The organism is Brevundimonas sp. PAMC22021 (assembly GCF_019443405.1).
Lineage (GTDB): Bacteria > Pseudomonadota > Alphaproteobacteria > Caulobacterales > Caulobacteraceae > Brevundimonas.
This window is the reverse complement of sequence record NZ_CP080376.1, coordinates 1,400,350-1,420,895: the sequence shown is the minus strand read 5'-3', so window position 1 is coordinate 1,420,895 and position 20,546 is coordinate 1,400,350. Positions and strand designations below refer to the sequence as shown.

General features: G+C 68.8%; 16 protein-coding genes. 10 read left to right on the top strand and 6 right to left on the bottom strand.

From position 1 onward, the window contains the following. The first annotated feature begins 104 nt into the window (after positions 1-104). The 4 genes from KY493_RS06910 to KY493_RS06895 all read left to right on the top strand — a co-directional run bounded on the left by KY493_RS06910 (position 105) and on the right by KY493_RS06895 (position 6,127). Positions 105-1,625 (top strand): TolC family outer membrane protein, encoded by a 1,521-nt coding sequence (locus KY493_RS06910; protein WP_219898208.1) that lies wholly within the window; start codon positions 105-107, stop codon positions 1,623-1,625. Positions 1,626-1,745: 120 nt separating this feature from the next. Then, positions 1,746-2,327, top strand: coding sequence for a DUF2497 domain-containing protein (locus KY493_RS06905; protein ID WP_219898207.1), 582 nt, complete (start codon positions 1,746-1,748; stop codon positions 2,325-2,327). A gap of 204 nt (positions 2,328-2,531) precedes the next feature. Beyond that, positions 2,532-5,258, top strand: coding sequence for a valine--tRNA ligase (locus KY493_RS06900; RefSeq protein WP_219898206.1), 2,727 nt, complete (start codon positions 2,532-2,534; stop codon positions 5,256-5,258). A 137-nt stretch (positions 5,259-5,395) separates the two neighbouring features. Beyond that, positions 5,396-6,127 (top strand): TlyA family RNA methyltransferase, encoded by a 732-nt coding sequence (locus tag KY493_RS06895; RefSeq protein ID WP_219898205.1) that lies wholly within the window; start codon positions 5,396-5,398, stop codon positions 6,125-6,127. 94 nt (positions 6,128-6,221) lie between these two features. On the opposite strand, the gene KY493_RS06890 is transcribed toward KY493_RS06895, so the two are convergent. Then, positions 6,222-6,902 (bottom strand): glycine zipper 2TM domain-containing protein, encoded by a 681-nt coding sequence (locus KY493_RS06890; RefSeq protein WP_255568093.1) that lies wholly within the window; start codon positions 6,900-6,902, stop codon positions 6,222-6,224. 170 nt (positions 6,903-7,072) lie between these two features. Between KY493_RS06890 and KY493_RS06885 the strand changes: the two genes are divergently transcribed. Both KY493_RS06885 and KY493_RS06880 read left to right on the top strand, forming a co-directional pair. Beyond that, complete coding sequence (locus tag KY493_RS06885) at positions 7,073-8,314, top strand: class I SAM-dependent RNA methyltransferase (RefSeq protein WP_219898204.1); 1,242 nt, start codon at positions 7,073-7,075, stop codon at positions 8,312-8,314. 8 nt (positions 8,315-8,322) lie between these two features. Continuing rightward, complete coding sequence (locus KY493_RS06880) at positions 8,323-8,718, top strand: hypothetical protein (protein ID WP_219898203.1); 396 nt, start codon at positions 8,323-8,325, stop codon at positions 8,716-8,718. Between the two features lie 7 nt (positions 8,719-8,725). Here the strand turns inward: KY493_RS06880 and KY493_RS06875 are convergent, their stop codons facing one another. Both KY493_RS06875 and topA read right to left on the bottom strand, forming a co-directional pair. Continuing rightward, a complete protein-coding gene (locus KY493_RS06875) occupies positions 8,726-9,799 on the bottom strand; it encodes a PA0069 family radical SAM protein (protein ID WP_219898202.1) in 1,074 nt (357 codons plus the stop codon). A 414-nt stretch (positions 9,800-10,213) separates the two neighbouring features. Beyond that, complete coding sequence (gene topA / locus KY493_RS06870; protein WP_219898201.1) at positions 10,214-12,823, bottom strand: type I DNA topoisomerase; 2,610 nt, start codon at positions 12,821-12,823, stop codon at positions 10,214-10,216. Between the two features lie 149 nt (positions 12,824-12,972). Between topA and KY493_RS06865 the strand changes: the two genes are divergently transcribed. After that, on the top strand, positions 12,973-13,203 hold the full coding sequence (locus KY493_RS06865; RefSeq protein ID WP_219898200.1) for a hypothetical protein: 231 nt from the start codon (positions 12,973-12,975) through the stop codon (positions 13,201-13,203). A gap of 12 nt (positions 13,204-13,215) precedes the next feature. On the opposite strand, the gene dprA is transcribed toward KY493_RS06865, so the two are convergent. Together dprA and plsY are read right to left on the bottom strand one after the other, a co-directional pair. Next, positions 13,216-14,289: a DNA-processing protein DprA gene (gene dprA / locus KY493_RS06860; RefSeq protein ID WP_219898199.1), complete on the bottom strand. Its 1,074-nt coding sequence runs from the start codon at positions 14,287-14,289 to the stop codon at positions 13,216-13,218. After that, positions 14,286-14,924, bottom strand: a complete 639-nt coding sequence (gene plsY, locus KY493_RS06855; RefSeq protein WP_219898198.1) for a glycerol-3-phosphate 1-O-acyltransferase PlsY — start codon at positions 14,922-14,924, stop codon at positions 14,286-14,288. Before plsY ends, dprA begins: the two co-directional genes overlap by 4 nt. A gap of 99 nt (positions 14,925-15,023) precedes the next feature. On the opposite strand from plsY, the gene KY493_RS06850 reads away from it, so the two are divergent. Further along, a complete protein-coding gene (locus tag KY493_RS06850) occupies positions 15,024-15,962 on the top strand; it encodes a glycerophosphodiester phosphodiesterase family protein (RefSeq protein WP_255568092.1) in 939 nt (312 codons plus the stop codon). 55 nt (positions 15,963-16,017) lie between these two features. Here the strand turns inward: KY493_RS06850 and KY493_RS06845 are convergent, their stop codons facing one another. Further along, positions 16,018-17,601, bottom strand: coding sequence for a serine hydrolase (locus KY493_RS06845; RefSeq protein ID WP_219898197.1), 1,584 nt, complete (start codon positions 17,599-17,601; stop codon positions 16,018-16,020). 284 nt (positions 17,602-17,885) lie between these two features. On the opposite strand from KY493_RS06845, the gene clpS reads away from it, so the two are divergent. Further along, on the top strand, positions 17,886-18,215 hold the full coding sequence (gene clpS, locus KY493_RS06840) for an ATP-dependent Clp protease adapter ClpS (protein WP_219898196.1): 330 nt from the start codon (positions 17,886-17,888) through the stop codon (positions 18,213-18,215). 13 nt (positions 18,216-18,228) lie between these two features. Further along, positions 18,229-20,532, top strand: coding sequence for an ATP-dependent Clp protease ATP-binding subunit ClpA (gene clpA, locus KY493_RS06835; protein ID WP_219898195.1), 2,304 nt, complete (start codon positions 18,229-18,231; stop codon positions 20,530-20,532). The last annotated feature ends 14 nt before the right edge of the window (positions 20,533-20,546 follow it).

Genomic DNA, 20,546 nt, shown 5'->3' with positions numbered 1-20,546 from the left:
GCGCCAGCGTGAAGAAAACTTAACTGGCGCGGCGTCAGGCTAGACGCCAGTTAGGCTGCTACGAGATTTCGACGCCGACAGACTGGCGTCCACGGGGACGGACTATGTTGAAACGCACGCTTGGCCTGACCTCGGCAGCCGTGGTCGCCCTGTCGGTCGCCATGGCGCAGCCCGCATCGGCGGAAACGCTGCGCGAGGCGATCGCGCTGGCCTATCAGACCAACCCCAACCTGCTGGCCCAGCGCGCCAACCAGCGCGGCCTGGACGAAAGCGTGGTTCAGGCCCGCGCGGGACTGCGCCCGCAGGTGAGCGCATCCGGCAGCGTCGGCTATTCCCGCGTCTGGGCGCCCGATGCGACCGTCACGGGCCCGACCGGCGCGCCGATCACCGTGTCGGGCGATTCCGACAGCGACACCGCCGATGTGGGCGTCAGCCTGTCGCAGAACATCTGGACCGGCGGGCGCACGTCGCTGGCCATCGATGCGGCGCTGGCCAATGTGCTGGCCGGGCGCGAGAACCTGCGCGACATCGAGCAGCAGGTGATGGTCTCGACCATCCAGGCCTACGTCAACGTCACCCGCGACCTGGAAATCCTGCGCATCCGCCAGGAGAACCTGACCGTGCTGCAGCGGCAGCTGGAGGAGACCAGCGCGCGCTTCGAGGTCGGCGAGATCACCCGCACCGACGTGGCGCAGGCCGAGGCCAGCCTGGCGCAGTCGCAGGCCGACCTCGCCAACGCCCAGGCCCAGCTGTCTATCAGCCGCGCCAACTACGCCGCCATCGTCGGTCAGGCCCCGGCCGACCTTGAGGCTGCGCCGGTCCTGCCGCCGATCCCGACGGAGTTCGAGGCGGCGCTGGATGCTGCGCTGGCGGCTAACCCGACCATCCTTGCGGCTCTCTATGTTCAACAGGTGGCGGAGGCGGGGGTCGCTCAGGCCCGCGCCGAATACCTGCCATCGGCGCGTCTGGCGGCGTCCTATGGGGCCTCGACTTCCAACCTCGGCGACATCGGCGAATTGGCGGACCGCCAGGCGTTCAGCGCCACGGCCTCGGTGTCTGTGCCGCTGTTCACCGGCGGGCTGAATCGCTCGCGCGTGGCCCAGGCGCTGGAGCGCGCCAACGCTGCGCAGATCGGCGTCGAAGGTCAGCGGCGCGGCGTGCTGCAAAGCGTCAGCTCGGCCTATGCCCAGGTGCTGTCGGCGCAATCGACGCTGGCGGCGGGCGAGGAGGCGGTGCGCGCCGCCTCCGTCGCGGCCGAGGGCGTCCGCCAGGAGGCGCAGGTCGGCCTGCGCACCACGCTGGACGTGCTGCAGCAGGAGCTGACGCTCCGATCGTCGCAGGTGACCCTGGCCTCGGCCCGCGCCAACGAATATGTGGCCAAGGCCTCGTTGCTGGCCGCGATGGGCCGTCTGGGCGGACCGGACCTCGACCCGACGCTGCCGGCCTACGATCCGGTCGCCAACTACGAGCGGGTCAAGGATCGCGGCGGCCTGCCGTGGGACGGCGTGGTCGAGACGCTGGACCGGATCGGCGCGCCGGTGGTGGTCGAGACGCCGGACACGGCCGATGCGCCCATCGACACCCAGCTGAAGCGCCAGGTCGTCCAGACCGCTCCCGCTTCCTGACTTCGTTCAACATCAAGGCCCGTTGATTCCGACGGGCGTTGATGCGACGACAGGGCTTGGGCGAACGGCGACGCTGCTGCGCCTGACGCCATTGTTCCAATCTCCGCTCGGGGTTTCGCCATGACCGACCAGTCCCAGGAACCGACCATGGAAGAGATTCTGGCGTCGATTCGCCGGATCATCTCCGAAGACGAAGCGCCGGCCGACACGGCCGGAACGCCGCCTGCCGCGACGGCGCCGGCCGAGGACGACGCTCCGGTCGAGGCGCCGACCAGCTTCGCGCCGCCCGCCGAGCCCGAGCCGCCGGCGAGCGAAGACGACGTTCTGGAACTGACCGACCGCTATGAGGCGCCGAACGAGAGCATCGGCGACCTGGACGTGATGGACCCCGCCGACGCGCCGTTCCCGGCCGCGCCGCATCCGACCCCGGTTGAAGACACGCCGCAGGCGTCCAACGTGGGCTACGACACCCTGGTCGGCGACAGCGCCGCCGCCAGCGCGGCCTCCGCCTTCGCCGGGCTCGCCGCCTCGTTCAAGAAGCCCGAGGCCTCCGACGAGACGGGGATCGGCGGCGTCACGGTCGAGGAACTGGCGCGCCAGCTGCTGCGGCCGATGCTGAAGGACTGGCTGGACGCCAACCTGACCGGCATCGTCGAGGCGCAGGTACGCAAGGAAGTGGAACGCATCGCGCGCAGCGCCTAGAGCGAAATCGGTTGAGTTGGACGCAGTCCAACTCGGTCCGGATTTCGCTCCAGAATGAACTGGAGCCTGATTCACGGCATCAGAGGAATCGCGAAGCGATTCCACCTCAGCCGATCAGGCTCTAGCCCTTCGCTCCAGCCCAGACTAATCCGAGGGGCGGCTCCTGAAGGGGCCGCCCCTTCGCATTTCCGAAGACAAACCGTCATGCTTGAAAAAACCTTCGATCCCCAGGCCGCCGAGCCGCGTCTCTATGCGCAGTGGGAGGAAAGCGGCCTGTTCGCGCCCCGCACCGCGCAGCCGACCGACGGCGCGGCCGACGCCTATTCGATCGTCATCCCGCCGCCGAACGTGACCGGCTCGCTGCATATCGGGCATGCGCTGAACAATACGCTGCAGGACATCCTGGCCCGCTATCACCGGATGAAGGGCAAGGCGGTGCTGTGGCTGCCCGGCACCGACCACGCCGGCATCGCCACCCAGATGGTGGTCGAGCGCAAGCTGGCGGCGGACGGCAACATCAGCCGGCGCGACATGGGCCGCGACGCCTTTGTGCAAAAGGTCTGGGAATGGAAGGCCGAGAGCGGCGGGACCATTGTCCAGCAGCTGCGACGCCTGGGCGCCTCCTGCGACTGGTCGCGCGAACGCTTCACCCTGGACGAGGGGCTGAACGCCGCCGTCCGCAAGGTGTTCGTGCAGCTGTACAAGGAAGGGCTGATCTACCGCGACAAGCGGCTGGTGAACTGGGACCCGCATTTCCAGACCGCCATCTCGGACCTGGAGGTCGAGCAGCGCGAGGTGGACGGCGCCTACTGGCACTTCGCCTATCCGCTGGCGGATGGCGTGACGTACGAGCATCCGATGGCCTTCGACGAGGACGGCAAGGCGACCGAGTGGGAGACGCGCGACTTCATCGTCGTGGCGACGACCCGGCCCGAGACCATGCTGGGCGACACCGGCGTGGCGGTGCATCCGGACGATGAGCGGTATGCCGGGCTGGTCGGCAAGTTCGTGACCCTGCCGATCACCGGCCGCCGCATCCCCATCGTCGCCGACGACTACGCCGACCCGGCCAAGGGCTCGGGCGCGGTCAAGATCACGCCGGCGCACGACTTCAACGACTTCGGCGTCGGCAAGCGTGCGGGGCTTCAGGCCCTGAACGTGCTGGACGCCTTTGCCCGCATCACCACGGCCGATACGCCCGACATCCCGGCCGAGTACGACGGTATGGACCGGTTTGCCGCCCGCAAGGCCATCATCGCCTTGGCGGAAGAGGCCGGGTGGCTGCGCGAGATCGAAAAGACCAGGCATGTCGTGCCCCACGGCGACCGTTCGGGCGTGGTCATCGAGCCGTGGCTGACGGACCAGTGGTACGTCGACGCCCACACCCTGGCCCAGCCCGCGCTGAAGGCGGTGGAGCAGGGCGACACAGTGTTCGAGCCGAAGTCCTATGAGAAGATCTACTTCGAATGGCTGCGCAACATCGAGCCGTGGTGCATCTCGCGCCAGCTCTGGTGGGGTCACCAGATCCCGGCCTGGTATGACGAGGACGGCGCGGTCTACGTCGCCGAAACCGAGGAAGAGGCGGTCGCGGCGGCTGGCGGCAAGCCGCTGTACCGCGACGAGGACGTCCTCGACACCTGGTTCTCCTCGGCCCTGTGGCCGTTCTCGACCATGGGCTGGCCGGAGAAGACCGAGGACCTGGAGCGGTTCTATCCGACCAGCGACCTGGTGACGGCGGCGGACATCATCTTCTTCTGGGTCGCCCGGATGATGATGATGGGCCGGCACTTCATGGGCGAGGTCCCGTTCAAGCGGGTCATCATCAACGGCCTGGTCCGCGACGAGAAGGGCCAGAAGATGAGCAAGTCCAAGGGCAACGTCATCGACCCCCTGGGCATCATCGACGAGCTGGGCGCCGACCCCTTGCGCTTCACCATGGCGATCCTGTCGGGCACGCGCGACATCAAGCTGTCGAAGCAGCGGATCGAGGGCTATCGCAACTTCGGCACCAAGCTGTGGAACGCCGCCCGGTTCAGCCAGATGAACGAGGCGCGCCGCGTCGAGGGCTTCGATCCCGCGACCGTCGAACGGACGATCAACCGCTGGATCCGCGGCGAACTGACCAAGGCCGAACGCGCGGTGTCGGACGCCATCGAAGGCGGCCGGTTCGACGATGCGGCGGGCGCTCTCTACCGCTTCATCTGGAACGTGTTCTGCGACTGGTATCTGGAACTGGCCAAGCCCGTGTTCCAGGGATCGGACGAAGCCGCCAAGGCCGAGACCCGCGCCATGACGGCCTGGACGCTGGACCAGACGCTGAAGCTGCTGCACCCCGTGATGCCCTACATCACCGAGGAGCTGTGGGCCGAGCTGGGCAGGGAGGGGCCGGCGCGTGACGGCCTGCTGATCGGCGCCGACTGGCCGGTGCTGCCTGACAGCTTCGTGGACGCCGAGGCCGAGGGCGAGATCGGCTGGCTGGTCGATCTGGTCACCGACGTACGCGCCCTGCGCGGCGAGATGAACGTGCCGCCGTCCGCAAAGCCGCCGCTGACCTTTGTGTCGCCGGATGCGGCGGGCGCCGAGCGCATCGCGCGCCATCGCGACCTGATCCTGACGCTCGCCCGCGTCTCCAGCTTCGACACTGCGGATGCCGCGCCCGCCGGCGCGGTGACGCTGGTGTCCGGCGGGACTACGGTTGCCCTGTCGTTGGCCGGGATCATCGACCTGGCCGCAGAGCGGGGTCGATTGGAGAAGGAAATCGCCGCCTTCGACAGCGACATCGGCCATGTGAACAAGAAGCTGGGCAACCCCAACTTCGTGTCCCGCGCCGCGCCGGAAGTGGTCGAGGAGCAGCGAGCCAAGCTGGCCGAAGCCGAAGCGGGCAAGGTGAAACTGCAGGCGGCCCTGGCCCGCCTGGCTGACATCGCATGACGGGAATCCTCCCCTCTTGGGGGAGGGGGACCATGCGCGGCCTGGTGGAGGGATCTGGCCCCAGACACTGTAACCGCGTCGTTCCCCCTCCACCGCTTCGCGGTCCCCCTCCCCCTCCCCCAAGAGGGGAGGATTAGATGCGGATCGATCAGCTTCTGGTCGCGCGGGGCCTGTTCGAAACCCGCGCCCGGGCGCGCGCCGCCATCGAGGCGGGGCGGGTGAGGGCGGACGGCCGCCTGGTCGCCAGGCCGTCGGAACAGGTCGCCGAGAATGCGGCCATCGAGGCCGAGGCCGCGCACCGGTTCGTCGGACGCGGCGCGCTGAAGCTGGATCACGCCCTGACCCTCTGGCCGGTGCAGGTCGAGGGTCGGGTGGTGCTGGATGTCGGCGCCTCGACCGGCGGCTTCACCGAGGTTTGCCTGGAGCGCGGCGCCGCCCGCGTGTTCGCAGTCGATGTGGGCTTTGGTCAGCTGCACCCCAGGATCGCGGCCGATCCGCGTGTCGTGAGCCTGGAGCGGACCGACGCCCGCGACCTGACGCCAGAGCTGATCCCCGATCCGCCTGGGCTGATCGTCTGCGACGCCAGCTTTATCGGCCTGGCCAAGGTGCTGCCCGCCGCTCTGTCGCTCGCCGCGCCGGACGCCGACCTCGTGACCCTGGTCAAGCCGCAGTTCGAGGCGGACAGTCCGAAGGCGGTCGGCAAGGGCGGACTGGTCAAGGATGCGAACCAGCGCGAGGCGGCGCTGCAGCGCGTATGCGACTGGCTGGCGCAATGCGGTTGGGCCGTTCAGGCGACGGTCGAGAGCCCGATCGCCGGCGGCGACGGCAACGTCGAGTTCCTGCTGTGGGCGAGCCGAGACGGACAATGAGAAACCGCCGGGGGATGGCTCCTCCGGCGGCTCCCAGCACGTCGTCGATCGACAGGGGGGCTGAAAATGATCGACGCCGCGATGGCGTGGCGGGTCAGCAGACCTCGCGCGTGGTGGTCACCAGCCGGCCCCAGCGGTCCCGCGTCGTGGTGCTGACGCTGCGGCACTCGTAGCCCGAGCTGTAGCCGTAGCCCGACGAATAGGACTGGTTGTAGCCATAGCCGCTGTAGCCGCTGCCGTAGCTGCTGTAGCCGCCGTACTGAGCCGGATACTGGTTGTAGTAGCCGCCGCGGTCGTAGCCGTAGTCGCGGCGATCATCGTAGTAGCCCTGATCTCCGGTATAGCGGTCGTCATAATAGCGGGGCTGGTCGTACCGGTAGTCGTAGTCGTAGCCCGACGCGCGGTCGTAGCAGGCGTCCGAGCTGCCGCGTCCGACCTGGGAGCCGAGGACGGCGCCCAGCGCGCCGCCGATCAGGGCGCCTTCGGTCTTGCTGCTGCGGCCAGTCAGTTGAGAGCCGATCAGGGCGCCCGCGCCGCCGCCGATCACCGCGCCCGCGCCGGTGCGGCCCGAGCGTTCGCGGTCACACCGCTGGTCGCGATAGTTGCGATCATACCGATAGTCGCGGTCGTAGTCATAGGTGCGGCCGTAGGCGCCGGTGCCGTAGTTCTGGCCATAGCCGTAGGACTGAGCCGAGGCGGCGGCCGGCAGAACGGTCAGACCAGCCAAGACGGCGGCCGAAGCGGCGAGAGACTTGCGGGAGAGATGCAGGGGCATCGGTGTGTTTCCTGTTGATCGAGACCTGAACGCTGGTCCGTTAACGGTCTCGGCCCGTCTGTGTTGCATGCTAAGCCCGCCAAGCTGAACGGTGGTTGAGCCCCTTGTTCATCTTTGTTCATCGGAGCGCGGCCTTTGTGCCGGGCGCGCAAGCGGCTAGAAGCCGGGCGATGGAGACCTTGAGGATCGAGCGCGTCGGCGGACAGGGCGACGGCGTCGCGCAAACGCCCGCCGGGCCGGTGTTCGCCAGCCTGACCCTGCCGGGAGAAACAGTGCGGGGGCGGGTGATCGACGGTCGCGCCGAGGAGATCGAGATCCTCTCGCCGAGCCCGGACCGCGTGGCGCCGGTCTCGCCGCAATACGGGGATTGCGGCGGCTGCTCGCTGCAGCATTGGGCCAGCGGGCCGTATCTCGAGTGGAAACGCGAGCAGGTGCGGCTGGCGCTGGCGCGCGAGCGCATCGAGACGGAGATCGACCCGACGGTGGCGACGCCGCCCGGCACGCGGCGGCGGCTTGCCCTGCATGCGCGGCGCGGCGCGGATGGACGTGCGGTGCTGGGCTTCAAGGCGCGGCGGTCGTGGCGGCTGGTGGAGGTGCGCGAGTGCCCGATCGCCGATCCCCGGCTGGTGCGGGCGTTCCCGGCCCTGGCCCAGGTGGCTGACGCCTTCCTGGAGCATCCGAAATCAGCCCCGACTTTGCACGTCACCTGGACCCTGACAGGCCTGGACGTCGATGTGACGGGGGTGGAGCGGCGGTCCGGCGGCCTGTCCGCGGATGCCCGGACACGCGCGGTCGCGGCGGCCAGAAGGGCCGATGTGGCGCGCCTGAGCCTCGCGGGCGAGACGCTGATGGCGGCGCGGCAGCCGCAGGTGATGTTCGGGCCGGCGACCGTGGCCTTGCCGGCCGGCGGCTTTCTGCAAGCCGTGCCGGAGGCCGAGGCGGCGATGGTCGAGCGGGCGGTCGCGGCGGTGAAGGGGGCGAAAAAGGTCGCCGACCTGTTCTGCGGCGCGGGGACCTTCACCTTTCCACTGGCCACGGTGGCGCCGGTGATCGCGGCGGATGCATCCGACGCCGGGATCGCGGCGCTGAAGGCCGGGGTCAAGACGGCGAAGGGGATGAAGGCCATCTCGGCGGAGGCGCGCGACCTGTTTCGCCGCCCCATGACGCCGTTCGACCTGAAGGGCTGCGAGGCGGTCGTGTTTGATCCGCCGCGCGCCGGAGCGATCGAGCAGACCGCGCAGATCGCGGCGACAAGGGCCGGGGTGGTGGTGGGCGTCTCGTGCAATCCGCAGACGTTCGCTCGGGACGCGCGGGTGCTGATCGACGCAGGATTCCGGCTGGAGCGGGTGACGCCGGTGGACCAGTTTTTGTGGTCGACGCATGTGGAGCTGGTCGGCGTTTTCAGGCGATAGGCGGGATCATGGACGAGCTCTTCGATGAGGACGGCGGCGGCTTCGACGCTGAGGACTGGACGCGGCTGAAGCCGTTCGCCGGTGCGGTGGCGACGCTGGACGACGTGCAGGCTCGGCGGGCGGTGTTCGCCCTGGGCGACACCGATGATCCGCGGCCGCTGGCCATGGAGCTGCCGCAGCCGGTGATCTGGTGGGAGGACGACGGTGAGCAGGCGGCGGTGATCGTGCAGGCCGAGACGCATCTGAACGCCGAGGGCGAGTCGATGGAGGTGCTGGGCCTGATTCTGCCGGACGGCGGAGCGGCGGTGGCCCTGATGGACGACGTCGATCTGGTGGACGCCAGCGACCCGACGTGGCGCGACCTGGTGACAAACGCCATCGATACGGATGCGGCCATAGATTAGGCAGCGGCTAGGCCACGTCGAACAGGTCGAGTTGTGGGCGGGCGCCGGCGGGAACGCGGAACCGGGTTTCGTCCAGCTGGTGGCGTGGGGCGTCCAGGCCATAGCGTTTTACCGCCGCCTTGAACCGGGCCCCGATCAGCTCGGCCACAGGCCCCGTGCCCTTCATGCGCTGGGACCAGTCGGCGTCATAGTCCTTGCCGCCGCGCGTCTGGCGGATCAGCGACATGACGCGGGCGGCGCGGTCCGGCCGGGCGTCGGCCAGCCACTCGCGAAACAGATCCTTGATCTCGAGCGGCAGACGCAGCGTCACATACATGGCGGTGGTCGCCCCGGCCTTTGCGGCGGCCTCCAGCACCGCCTCCAACTCATGGTCGTTCAGGCCGGGGATGACGGGGGCGAAGCCGACGCCCACGGGAACACCGGCCTCGGCCAGGCGGGAGATGGCCTCCAGCCGCTTGGCGGGCGTCGAGGCGCGGGGCTCCATGGCGCGGGCGAGCCCCCGGTCCAGAGTGGTGATGGAGACAAAGGCCGAGGCCAGCTTGTCGCGCCCCATCGGACCCAGGATGTCGGCGTCGCGGGCGATCAGCACCGATTTGGTGATGATGCTGAAGGGGTGGTTGAACCGCTGCAGCACCTCGAGCACCCCGCGCGTCGAGCGGGTCTCGCGCTCGACCGGCTGATAGGGGTCGGTGTTGCCGCCTATGTGGATGCGTTTGCACCGGTATCGCGGGGCGAGCAGCTCCTGTTCCAGGAGACGTGCGGCGTGGGGCTTGAAGAAGATCCGGCTCTCGAAATCCAGGCCCGGGGATAGGCCCATCCAGGCATGGGACGGACGGGCGTAGCAGTAGATGCAGCCATGTTCGCAACCTTTGTACGGGTTGATGGAGCGGTCGAAACCGATGTCCGGACTGGTGTTCCGGGTGATGAGGGTGCGCGCGTGTTCGGGGCTGAGGGTGGTGCGGAGCGGCGCGACGTCCGCATCGTCGGCTGTCCAGCCGTCGTCAAAGGCCTCTTGGGTACGGGCTTCGTAGCGGCCTGTGGCATTGGACTTCGCGCCTCGTCCCTTGGTTGCCGGTGACATGCTGGGAGCATGATACAGGGGTAAGAACAAAGCAAGAACTTTTGTTCCGTCCGGGCTGAAGTCCCGGCTTGCGGTTTCGCATCCGGTTCGGAGAGCGGACGTCGGCTCTCCCTCCCCCGTTGGGGGAGGGTGGTCGCGTCAGCGACCGGGTGGGGGTGGCCCGGCAGGGGCGCACGTGCTGAGGCTTGACGCGCCGTCGATGGGGCACGCGGCCGTCCCCACCCGGCTTCGCCTGCGGCTCAGCCACCCTCCCCGAACGGGGAGGGAGACGTGGTGGTCTTTTCTCCTCCCCATCGCAGATGGGGAGGTGGCGCGGCGCGGAGCGCCGTGACGGAGGGGTTGGCACCGCGGCAAAGAACCCCTCCACCGCTGCGCGGTCCCCCTCCCCACGGTGTGGGGAGGAGAGGGCGCGTGTCAGGCGTCGGCGGTTTTCTTTGAGGCCGACTTCTTGGCTGCGGGCTTCTTGGCGGCGGTCTTGGGGGCGGCCGCCTTCTTTGCTGGCGTCTTCTTCTTCGGCTCGGCGCCTGCCTTGGCGGCGAGGAGGGGGAGGGCGGCGTCGAGGGTCAGGTCCTCGGGGGTCACGCCCTTGGGCAGGGTGGCGTTGATCTTGCCGGACTTCACGTAGGGACCGAAGCGGCCGGCCATGACGTGGACGGGATCGCCGGTCTCGGGATGGACGCCCAGGTCCTTGAGCGGCGCCTGGGCCGCCCCGCGGCCGCGGGGACCGCCCGCACGCTTCTCGGCCAGCAGGGCGACGGCGCGGTTCAGACCGACGTCGAACACCTCTTCGATGTCCGAAACGTTGGCGTAGGTGCCGGCGTGCAGGATGAAGGGCCCGTAGCGACCCAGACCCGCCGTGATCATCTTGCCATCCTCGGGGTGCGGCCCGACTTCGCGCGGCAGGGACAGGAGGCGCAAGGCGTTGTCCAGCGTCAGGGACGCCGGCGACCAGCCCTTTGGCAGGGACGAGCGCAGCGGCTTTTCAGCGTCGGGCGGCGTTGTCTCCACGTAGGGACCGAAGCGGCCGATCTTGAGATTGACCGGCTGGCCGGTCGCCGGATCGACGCCGAGATCGCGATCGCCGCTTTCGGCCGCGCCGTCCGCCGCATCGGGCGAGGCGACGGGGCGGGTGTATTTGCACTCAGGGTACCGCTCGCAGCCGATGAAGGCGCCGAAGCGGCTGGTCTTCAAGGACAGCCGGCCCTGATGGCACAGCGGACATTCGCGCGGGTCCGCGCCGTCGCCCTTGTCCGGGAAGATGTGGGCGCCCAGCGTCTCGTTGAGGGCGTCAAGGATCGCAGTGGTGCGAAGCTCGCCCGCGGCCTGGGTCGCCGCATGGAAGTCCTGCCAGAAGTTGCGCAGGAGCACCTTCCAGTCGAGGTCGCCGGCCGAGACCTCGTCCAGCTGGGTCTCGAGCGCGGCGGTGAAGTCGTATTCGACCCACTTCCTGAAGAACTGCTCCAGGAAGGCGGTGACGAGCCGGCCCTTGTCCTCCGGATAGAAGCGGTTCTTGTCGACGCGAACGTATTCGCGGTCGCGCAGGGTGGACAGGGTCGAGGCGTAGGTGGACGGGCGGCCGATGCCGAGCTCTTCCAGCTTCTTGACCAAGGTGGCTTCGGAAAAGCGCGGGGGCGGCTCGGTGAAATGCTGATCGGTGCGGATGGCGTCGACCTGGGCGCGGGCGCCTTCCTTCAGCGCCGGCAGGCGGGTCGTATCGTCGTCCTCGTCCTCGGACTGGCGGGACTTCTCGTCGCGACCTTCTTCATAGACGGCGAGAAAGCCGTCAAAGGTCACGACCTGGCCGGTGGCGCGAAGGCCGGTGCGGCCGTCGGAGGTCTCGATGTCGACGGTGGTCCGGTCCAGCCGGGCCGCTTCCATCTGAGAGGCGACCATGCGCTTCCAGATCAGCTCGTAGAGACGCTGCAGGTCGGATTCCAGGCGCAGGCTGTCGGGGTGGCGCGCGATGTTGGTCGGGCGGATCGCCTCGTGCGCCTCCTGGGCGTTCTTGGCCTTGGTCTTGTAGTAGCGCGGCTCGCCCGGCACGAAGGCGGGGCCGAACTGCTGTGCGATGACCTCGCGCGCCTGGGCGATGCCTTCGGGCGTGGTCTGGACGCCGTCAGTCCGCATGTAGGTGATCAGGCCGCCGGTCTCGTCCACGCCCTCGTACAGCTTCTGCGCCGCCTGCATGGTGCGCTGGGCCGAGAAGCCGAGTTTGCGGGCCGCCTCCTGCTGCAGGGTCGAGGTGGTGAAGGGCGGGGCCGGGTTGCGGCGGACGGGCTTCTTCTCGACCGAACGGATGGTGAAGTCGCCCGCGTCGATGGCGGCGCGCGCGGCCGAGGCGGTCGCCTCGTCCTTGATGTCGAGGCGCTGGATGCGCTTGCCGTCATGCTTGACCAGACGGGCGGTGAACGGCGGGCTGTCGGCGTTCAGGTCGGCCTCGATGGACCAGTATTCCTGCGGCTTGAACCGCTCGATCTCCATCTCGCGGTCGACGACGATGCGCAGCGCCACCGACTGCACCCGGCCCGCTGAACGGGCGCCCGGCAGCTTGCGCCACAGCACCGGCGACAGGTTGAAGCCGACCAGATAGTCCAGCGCGCGGCGGGCGAGGTAGGCCTCGACCAGTTCCATGTCGAGCTGGCGCGGATTGGCCATGGCGTCGAGAACCGCCGACTTGGTGATGGCGTTGAAGGTGACGCGCTCGACCGGCGTGTCCTTCAGCGCCTTTTTCTTGTTCAACACCTCCAGCACGTGCCAGCTGATGGCCTCGCCTTCGCGGTCGGGGTCGGTGGCCAGGATGACGCGGTCGGCGCGCTTGGCGGCCGCGGCGATGTCGCTCAGGCGCTTGGCGCCCTTGGCGTCCACTTCCCAATGCATGGCGAAGTCGTCGTCGGGCAGGACCGAGCCGTCCTTGGACGGCAGGTCGCGGACGTGGCCATAGGAGGCCAGCACCTCATAGCCGGAACCGAGGTACTTGTTGATGGTCTTGGCCTTTGCGGGGCTCTCGACAATGACGAGGTTCATGGTGCGCGCGGTCTCTGGAAGGGGCGCGAACGTGGTTGGCAAGCGGGCGTAAGTCAATGACCGGCTAGCGGCTGTAACTATAGGTTTCGACTACGCTTGATTAGCACGCTTAGATTGTGTCCATTGGCGCTTCCTGAGGAGAGGGCCTGATGCGTTCACAACTGCACCACCAAGACGACAACCATGGCGCAGGCGCAGCGACGAGCCAGTCTCGCGCCCAGGCCCAGGACTATCCGGTTCGCGACTATGTCGCCGCCATGGCCGGGGAGCTGGCGCGGATGGCTCGGTGGGATGGGGACGAGCGACTGGCCTGCCTGCTGGAGGCGGCGGCGGACGTCGCGAGCCGGCCCTGTTCAACCGACAAGCCGGCGCTGGAGTAGGCGCAACAACGGCTATAGCGACACCAGGCCGCCGGGCAGGAGTTCGGCGCGCCCGGCCAGGCTGAGCTCCAGCAAGGCCGCCGCCACCTGGGCGACAGGCGCGCCTGCCGCACGCGCCAGCTCATCCCGAGGCGTGGGCGTGGGCGAGAGCAGGGCGGCGACGCGGTCCAGCAGGGCGGGGTCGAACGGCTCGTCCGATACGGGCGACGGCGCGCCCGGCTCGCGCAGGGTGCGCAGGCCCGCAAAGGCACGCTCGATGTCTTCGATCCCTTCACACAGGACGGCGCCCTGCCGCAGCAGTTCGTTCGGGCCGCGCGCGCGGGGATCGAGCGGAGAGCCGGGCACGGCGAAGACCTCGCGTCCCTGCTCGGCGGCGAGGCGGGCGGTGATCAGCGAACCTGAGCGTACCTCGGCCTCGACCACCACCACGCCGCGCGACAGGCCCGAGATGATGCGGTTGCGGCGGGGAAAGTCGCGCGCTTGGGCGCGGGCGCCGACCGGGCTTTCAGAGACGATGCAGCCCTGGTCGATGATGCGGGCGTACAGATCGCGATGCTCGGGCGGATAGATGTCGTCGACGCCGCCGCCGAGGACGGCGACCGTGCCGGTGGGCAGGGCGCCCTCGTGCGCCGCGCCGTCGATGCCGCGCGCCAGCCCGGACACCACGACATGGCCGGCTTCTCCGAGTTGCTGGGCCAGGCCGCGCGCGAGCCGCTGGCCCCCTGCCGAGGCGATGCGCGCGCCGACGATGGCCATGCATGGGCGGTTCAGCAACGCCGCGTCGCCTCGCGTCCACAGCATCGGCGGCGGCGGGTCCAAGGCGGCGAGGGCGGCCGGGTAGGCAGGATCGCCGAGGACAAGCAGCCGCGCGCCGATGCGCTCGCCCGCCGTCAGTTCGGCCTCGATCCTCTCGGACGGAGGCGGCGTCAGGGAACCGCCGGAGCGGCGCATGATCTGCGGCAAGGCGTCGAGCGCGGCGATAGCCGAGCCGTGCCGCGCCAGCAACTGGGAGAAGGCGACAGGACCGACGCGGTCGGTGCGGGCGAGCCGCAGCCGGGCAAAGCGCTCTGCGGCCGACAGGCTCACGCCTTCTTGCCGCCGATCCTGGGTTCGGTCCCCTTCAGCAGACGGCCGATGTTCTCGTGGTGGCGGATCCAGATCAGCACGGCTGTGAAGATCGCCAGAACGAGCACGGGCTGGGACGCAGGCAGGCCGGCTGCGGGCCAGGGGATCAGAGCGATCAACGGCGCGGCGACCGCTGCGACCAACGCGCCCAGCGAGGAGACGCGGAACACATAGGCGGTGGCGATCCAGACCGCGCCCGCCATCAGCCCAAGCGGCCAGCAGGCGGCGATCAGCAAGCCAAAGAAGGTGGCGACGCCCTTGCCGCCCTTGAAGCCCAGCCAGACGGGGAACAGGTGGCCCAGGAAGGCCGCGCCCCCGGCGATGGCCCCGGCGGCTTCGCTGTTGAGCAGGTGACGGGCGAGCAGCAGGGCCACCGCGCCCTTGCCCGCGTCCAACAGGAGCGTAGCCAGCGCCAGGTCCTTGCGCCCGGTCCGCAGCACATTGGTCGCGCCGATGTTGCCCGAGCCGATCTGGCGCACGTCGCCGGCGCCCGCCGCGCGGGTAATCACCACGCCAAAGGGGATGGAGCCGAGCAGATAGCCCGCAGCCGCAACCAGGGCCAAGGTTCCGATCGCCGGTCCCGCCAGATCCTGCACCTTGATTCGCCTCCCGCTGCCGTCGGCCGCAAGGTGCGTCGATGACGCGGCGGCGGCAAGGGCTGTTCCGGGCGGGCGGCGAGGGATATGGAGGCGCCCATGCGCACGTCCCCCAACACCCGAGCCCGGCTTTTTGCCCTGATGCTTACGGCCGCCCTGCCGCTGGCGGCGTGCGCGGGCGTGAAGACGCCGGGCGAGGCAGGCGGGCCGATCCTGGCCGGCTATTTCGACTGCGTGCGCGAACAGGGCGTCGCCGTCTCCGCGCACCGGGCGGTGTCGGCGCCGGACCAGCCGGAGAACTCGATCGCCGCGATCCTGGCGACCGGCAGGGCCATCCCGGGCGCGATCCTGGAGCTGGACGCGGCCCTGACGCGCGACGGCAAGCTGGTGCTGATGCACGACGAGACCATGGATCGGACCACCACGGGGCGCGGGCGGGTCGCGGACCTGACGCTGGCGCAGGTGAAGACGGCGCGCCTGCGCGGAAGCGACGGACGGCTGACCAATGCGGCGCCGCCGACGTTGGCCGAGGCGCTGGAGGCGACAGGATCGGTGAGCGCCATAGCCAGCCTCGACCTCAAGCCGGCCGATTCGGCCGACACCCTGACGCTGGCGCGTGCGGTGGTCGACGAGGTGCGGCGCGTCGGCGCGCAGGGTCGGGTGATCCTGATCACCTATTCGGCCGAGGATGCGCGTGCGGTGGCGGCGCTGGCGCCGGAGATGATGGTGTCGGCCGGGTTGAGCGATACGGCGGGTCTTGAAGGCCTGAAGGCGCCGCAGATCCTGGCATGGACCGGATCGCGCGAGGCGCGACCGGCGCTGTGGCGCGCGCTGAAGGACGCCGGCGTCGAGGCGCAGTTCGGCACGCTGGGCGCGGAAGGACGGCGGCTGGACGACGTCTATGCGAGAGACGGCGACGTGTCGGAGTACCGGGCGCTGGTGGAGAACGGCGTGACGGTGATCGCCACCGACACGCCGCTCGCGGTCATGAGCGTGCTGCGTCCGGAGATCGATGCGGCGGCGAGGTGTCCGCGATAGGGGAGGCAAGCCTTCTCCCTCCCCGAACGGGAGGGAGAGGTCGGTCCGCTGTCTCTTAGCTCGGGCGGATCACCATGCAGGTGACGCGGCGTTCGGCCAGGGCGGCGCAGGCGGACTGGGCGCCCGCCTCCGTCAGATTGGTGAAGCGCGAGCGGTACCAGCCGCCGGCGTTGACCACCGTCTGTTCGGCCGAGGCGAACTGGCTGCTGAAGCGGCGGTTGACCTCGGTCAGCCAGTCGCGCGCGACGTCCTGCTCCTTGAAGGCTCCGACCTGCACGGCCCAGCGTCCAACCGGGGTGCGTGGTGCGGCGGATGTCGCGGTCGCGGACCGACGCGGCGTGGTCGAGGGCGCGACGGCCGCACCGGCTGGCGCGCCGTTCAAGGAGGCGGTGACATTGCGGGGCGCTGAAGACGTTGCGCGCGGCGCCGGCGTGGCGGCGCGGGGGGACGTCAGTGCGGCTCGCGTTTCGGCGACCCGGGACGTGGCCTGGGCCTGGGGCTGAGACTGGGTCTGGGTCGGAGCAGGCGACGGCGCTGCACGCGGCGTCGGCGGCGTCCAGGGCCGGGCGTTCGCGCCGGCGTCCGCGACCAGCGTCGGGCGAACGGTCGGAGCGGCGGCGGCCGTATAGGCCACCGCGTTCGAGCCGCCCGCTCCATCCTCGTCCGAAGCCGAGGCGTAGGCGATGGGCGCATCGTCGGCGGCGGCGGAGCCGACGCCGAAGCCGCGCTGCTCGAAGAAGGTCTGGGCGATCTGGATGCGTTCACCGCCGGCGCGACGGCGTTCCAGTTCGAAGCCGGTGTCCATCAGTTCGGCGACGTGGGCGTTGCGACTGGCGCTGGAGCGACCGCCCAGCACCACGGTGATGATGCGCCGACCATCGCGCACCGCCGAGGCCACAAGGTTATAGCCCGAGGCGTTGATGTAGCCGGTCTTCATCCCGTCGTAGCCGCGCCCCGAGGCCAGAAGCCCGTTGGTGTTGCGGAAGTCGCGGCCGTTGTAGGCCCAGTCGTGCAGGCCGAAATAGCGGTAGTACTGCGGATAGTCGCGCATGATGGCGCGCGCCAGGATCGACAGGTCGCGCGCCGAGGTGACCTGACGGCCGTCCGGCAGGCCGTTGGCGTTGACGTAGCGGGTCTGGGTCATGCCCAGCTCCTGCGCCTTCAGCGTCATCAGGGCGGTGAAGCGGCTCTCGGAACCGCCGCCGATGTGCTCGGCAAGGGCCACGGCCATGTCGTTGGCCGAACGCACGGCGGTGGCGCGCATTGCGTTGTCCAGGGTTATGGACTGACCGGCGCCCAGCCCCAGCTTGGACGGCGGCTGCGAGGCGGCGTGGGCGGTCACGGTCAGAACGTCGTCGAGGCGCACCTTGCCCTGCTCCAGCGCCTCGAACGTCAGGTACAGCGTCATCATCTTGGTGGTGGAGGCCGGATAACGGCGCGCGTCGGCGAAACGGTCGAACAGGACCTCGCCCGTCGCCGCGTCCACGACGATGGCGGCGTATTTGCTGTTCTCGGCGCTCTGGGCCTTCAGCGGCGCGGCGCCGAAGCCGGTCTCGACCGAGCCGATGCTGGCCGGACCCGCACTGAGTAGGCCCACGGTGAGGAGGAAGACGAGAACGCGACGAAGACTGGCGATCATGGGCGAACTCAAGGAACCTCTGAGACAAGGAGGCGGCGTGGCCCCCCGGCCTGACGCTGAACTGGCCCTTACCATGAGCGGCGGGGGTTTCGCGGTGGTTAATGAGGCGTCAACGGAGTTGTTACCCGCAGAACGTCGTCAGGCTTCTTCAAGGCAAGTGCGGCATTTTTGAGAGAGGGCGCGGAACCCAGGGCCTTCACGCAAGCTGTGACTGGACGCGCCTTCAAATCGGGTCATCAATCCCTATCTGAGCGTCAAGACGATCTCCCCACGACGGAACACGAATGCCCATCCAAAGGCCCGGTGAGCGCGACGGCGGACAAGGCGCCGCAACGGTCACCGAAACCAAGCCGAAGCTTCAGAAGCCCTCGCTGTATCGGGTGCTGATCCTGAACGACGACTACACGCCGATGGAGTTCGTCATCTATGTGCTGGAGCGGTTCTTCCAGAAGAGCCGCGAGGACGCCACCCGCATCATGCTGCATGTGCACCAGCATGGGGTCGGGGTGTGCGGCGTCTTCACCTACGAAGTGGCCGAAACCAAGGTCGCCCAGGTGGTGGAGACGGCGAGACGTCACCAGCATCCGCTGCAATGCACGATGGAAAAGGACTGAGAGGAACCTCCCCATGCCCTCGTTTTCGCGTCCTCTCGAAGAAACCCTGCACCGCGCCGTCGGCTACGCCAACGAGCGCCGGCATGAGTACGCAACCCTTGAACACCTGCTGCTGGCGCTGATCGATGATCCGGACGCGTCCGGCGTCATGCGCGCCTGCAACGTCGATCTGGCCGCGCTGAAGACGGCGCTGACGCTCTACGTCGACAACGACCTGGCGGCGCTGGCCACCTCGGCCGGCGAGGACGCCAAGCCGACCGCCGGCTTCCAGCGCGTGATCCAGCGCGCGGTGATCCACGTCCAGTCGTCCGGCCGCGAGGAAGTGTCCGGCGCCAATGTGCTGGTCGCCATCTTCTCCGAACGGGAAAGCCATGCCGCCTATTTCCTGCAGGAGCAGGACATGACGCGGTACGACGCGGTCAACTACATCGCGCACGGCATCGCCAAGAAGGCGGGCGCATCCGAATCCAAGCCGGCCAAGGGCTCCTCGCCCGAGGAGGCCGAGGACGCCGCCGCCGCCAAGTCGGGCGGTGAGGCGCTGGAAGCCTATTGCGTCGACCTCAACGAGAAGTCGCGCCAAGGCAAGGTCGATCCGCTGATCGGTCGTCAGGCCGAGGTCGATCGCTCGATCCAGATCCTGTGCCGCCGCACCAAGAACAATCCGCTGCTGGTCGGCGATCCGGGCGTCGGCAAGACCGCCATCGCCGAAGGCCTGGCGCGCAAGATCGTCAACGGCGAGGTGCCGGACGTCCTGAAGGACGCCACCATCTACTCGCTCGACATGGGTGCCCTCCTGGCCGGCACCCGCTATCGCGGCGACTTCGAGGAGCGGCTGAAGCAGGTGGTCAAGGAGCTGGAGAACCACGACAACGCCGTGCTCTTCATCGACGAGATTCACACGGTGATCGGTGCGGGCGCGACCTCGGGCGGAGCGATGGACGCGTCCAACCTGCTGAAGCCGGCACTGGCGTCCGGTTCGCTGCGCTGCATGGGCTCCACCACCTACAAGGAGTACCGCCAGCACTTCGAGAAGGACCGCGCCCTGGTGCGGCGCTTCCAGAAGATCGACGTCAACGAGCCGACGGTCGAAGACTCTGTGAAGATCTTGAAGGGGCTGAAGACCTACTACGAGCAGCACCACAAGGTCCGCTACACCGACAGCGCGATCCGTACGGCGGTTGAGCTGTCGGCCCGCTACATGACCGACCGCAAGCTGCCGGACAAGGCGATCGACGTGATCGACGAGGCCGGCGCCTCGCAGATGCTGCTGGTCGAGTCCAAGCGGAAAAAGGTCATCGGCCAGAAGGAGGTCGAGGCGGTCATCGCCAAGATGGCGCGCATCCCGGCCAAGTCGGTCTCCAAGTCCGACACCGAGAGCCTGCGCGAACTGGAAACGGACCTGAAGCGCACCGTCTTCGGCCAGGAGCAGGCGATCGAGCAGGTCTCGGCGGCGATGAAGCTGGCCAGGGCCGGACTGCGTGATCCGAACAAGCCGATCGGCTCGTTCCTGTTCTCAGGTCCGACAGGCGTCGGCAAGACGGAGGTGGCCAAGCAACTGGCCTCCACCCTCGGCATCGAGATGCAGCGGTTCGACATGTCCGAGTACATGGAGCGTCACACCGTCAGCCGCCTGATCGGCGCGCCTCCGGGCTATGTCGGTCATGACCAGGGCGGCCTCTTGACCGACGCGGTGGACCAGCACCCGCACGCGGTGATCCTGCTCGACGAGATCGAGAAGGCGCACCCGGACATCTACAACATCCTGCTCCAGGTTATGGACAACGGGATGCTGACGGATGCGGTGGGCAAGAAGGTCGATTTCCGGAACGTCATCCTGATCATGACCACCAACGCCGGGGCCGCCGACAACGCCCGCGCCTCCATCGGCTTTGGGCGCGGCAAGGTCGAGGGCGAGGACGACAAGGCCATCCAGCGCTTGTTCGCGCCCGAGTTCAGGAACCGCCTGGACGCCATCGTGGCCTTCAAGCCGCTGGGCGCCGAGACGATCCGCTCGGTGGTGACCAAGTTCGTGCTGCAGCTGGAAGCCCAGCTGGCGGACCGCAACATCACCATCGAACTGACCGACGAGGCGGCCGACTGGCTGGCCAAGAACGGCTTCGACGAACTGTACGGCGCACGCCCTCTGGCGCGGGTCATCCAGGACTCGATCAAGAAGCCGCTGGCCGACGACATCCTGTTCGGCCGCCTGACCGGCGGCGGGCACGTCAAGGTCCAGCTGAAGGACGGCAAGATCGATTTCGACATCAAGGGCGCCAGCGGTGCCCCGGCGAAGGAAGAGGAAGAAGAGACGGCCTGATCCTTCGGGGACGG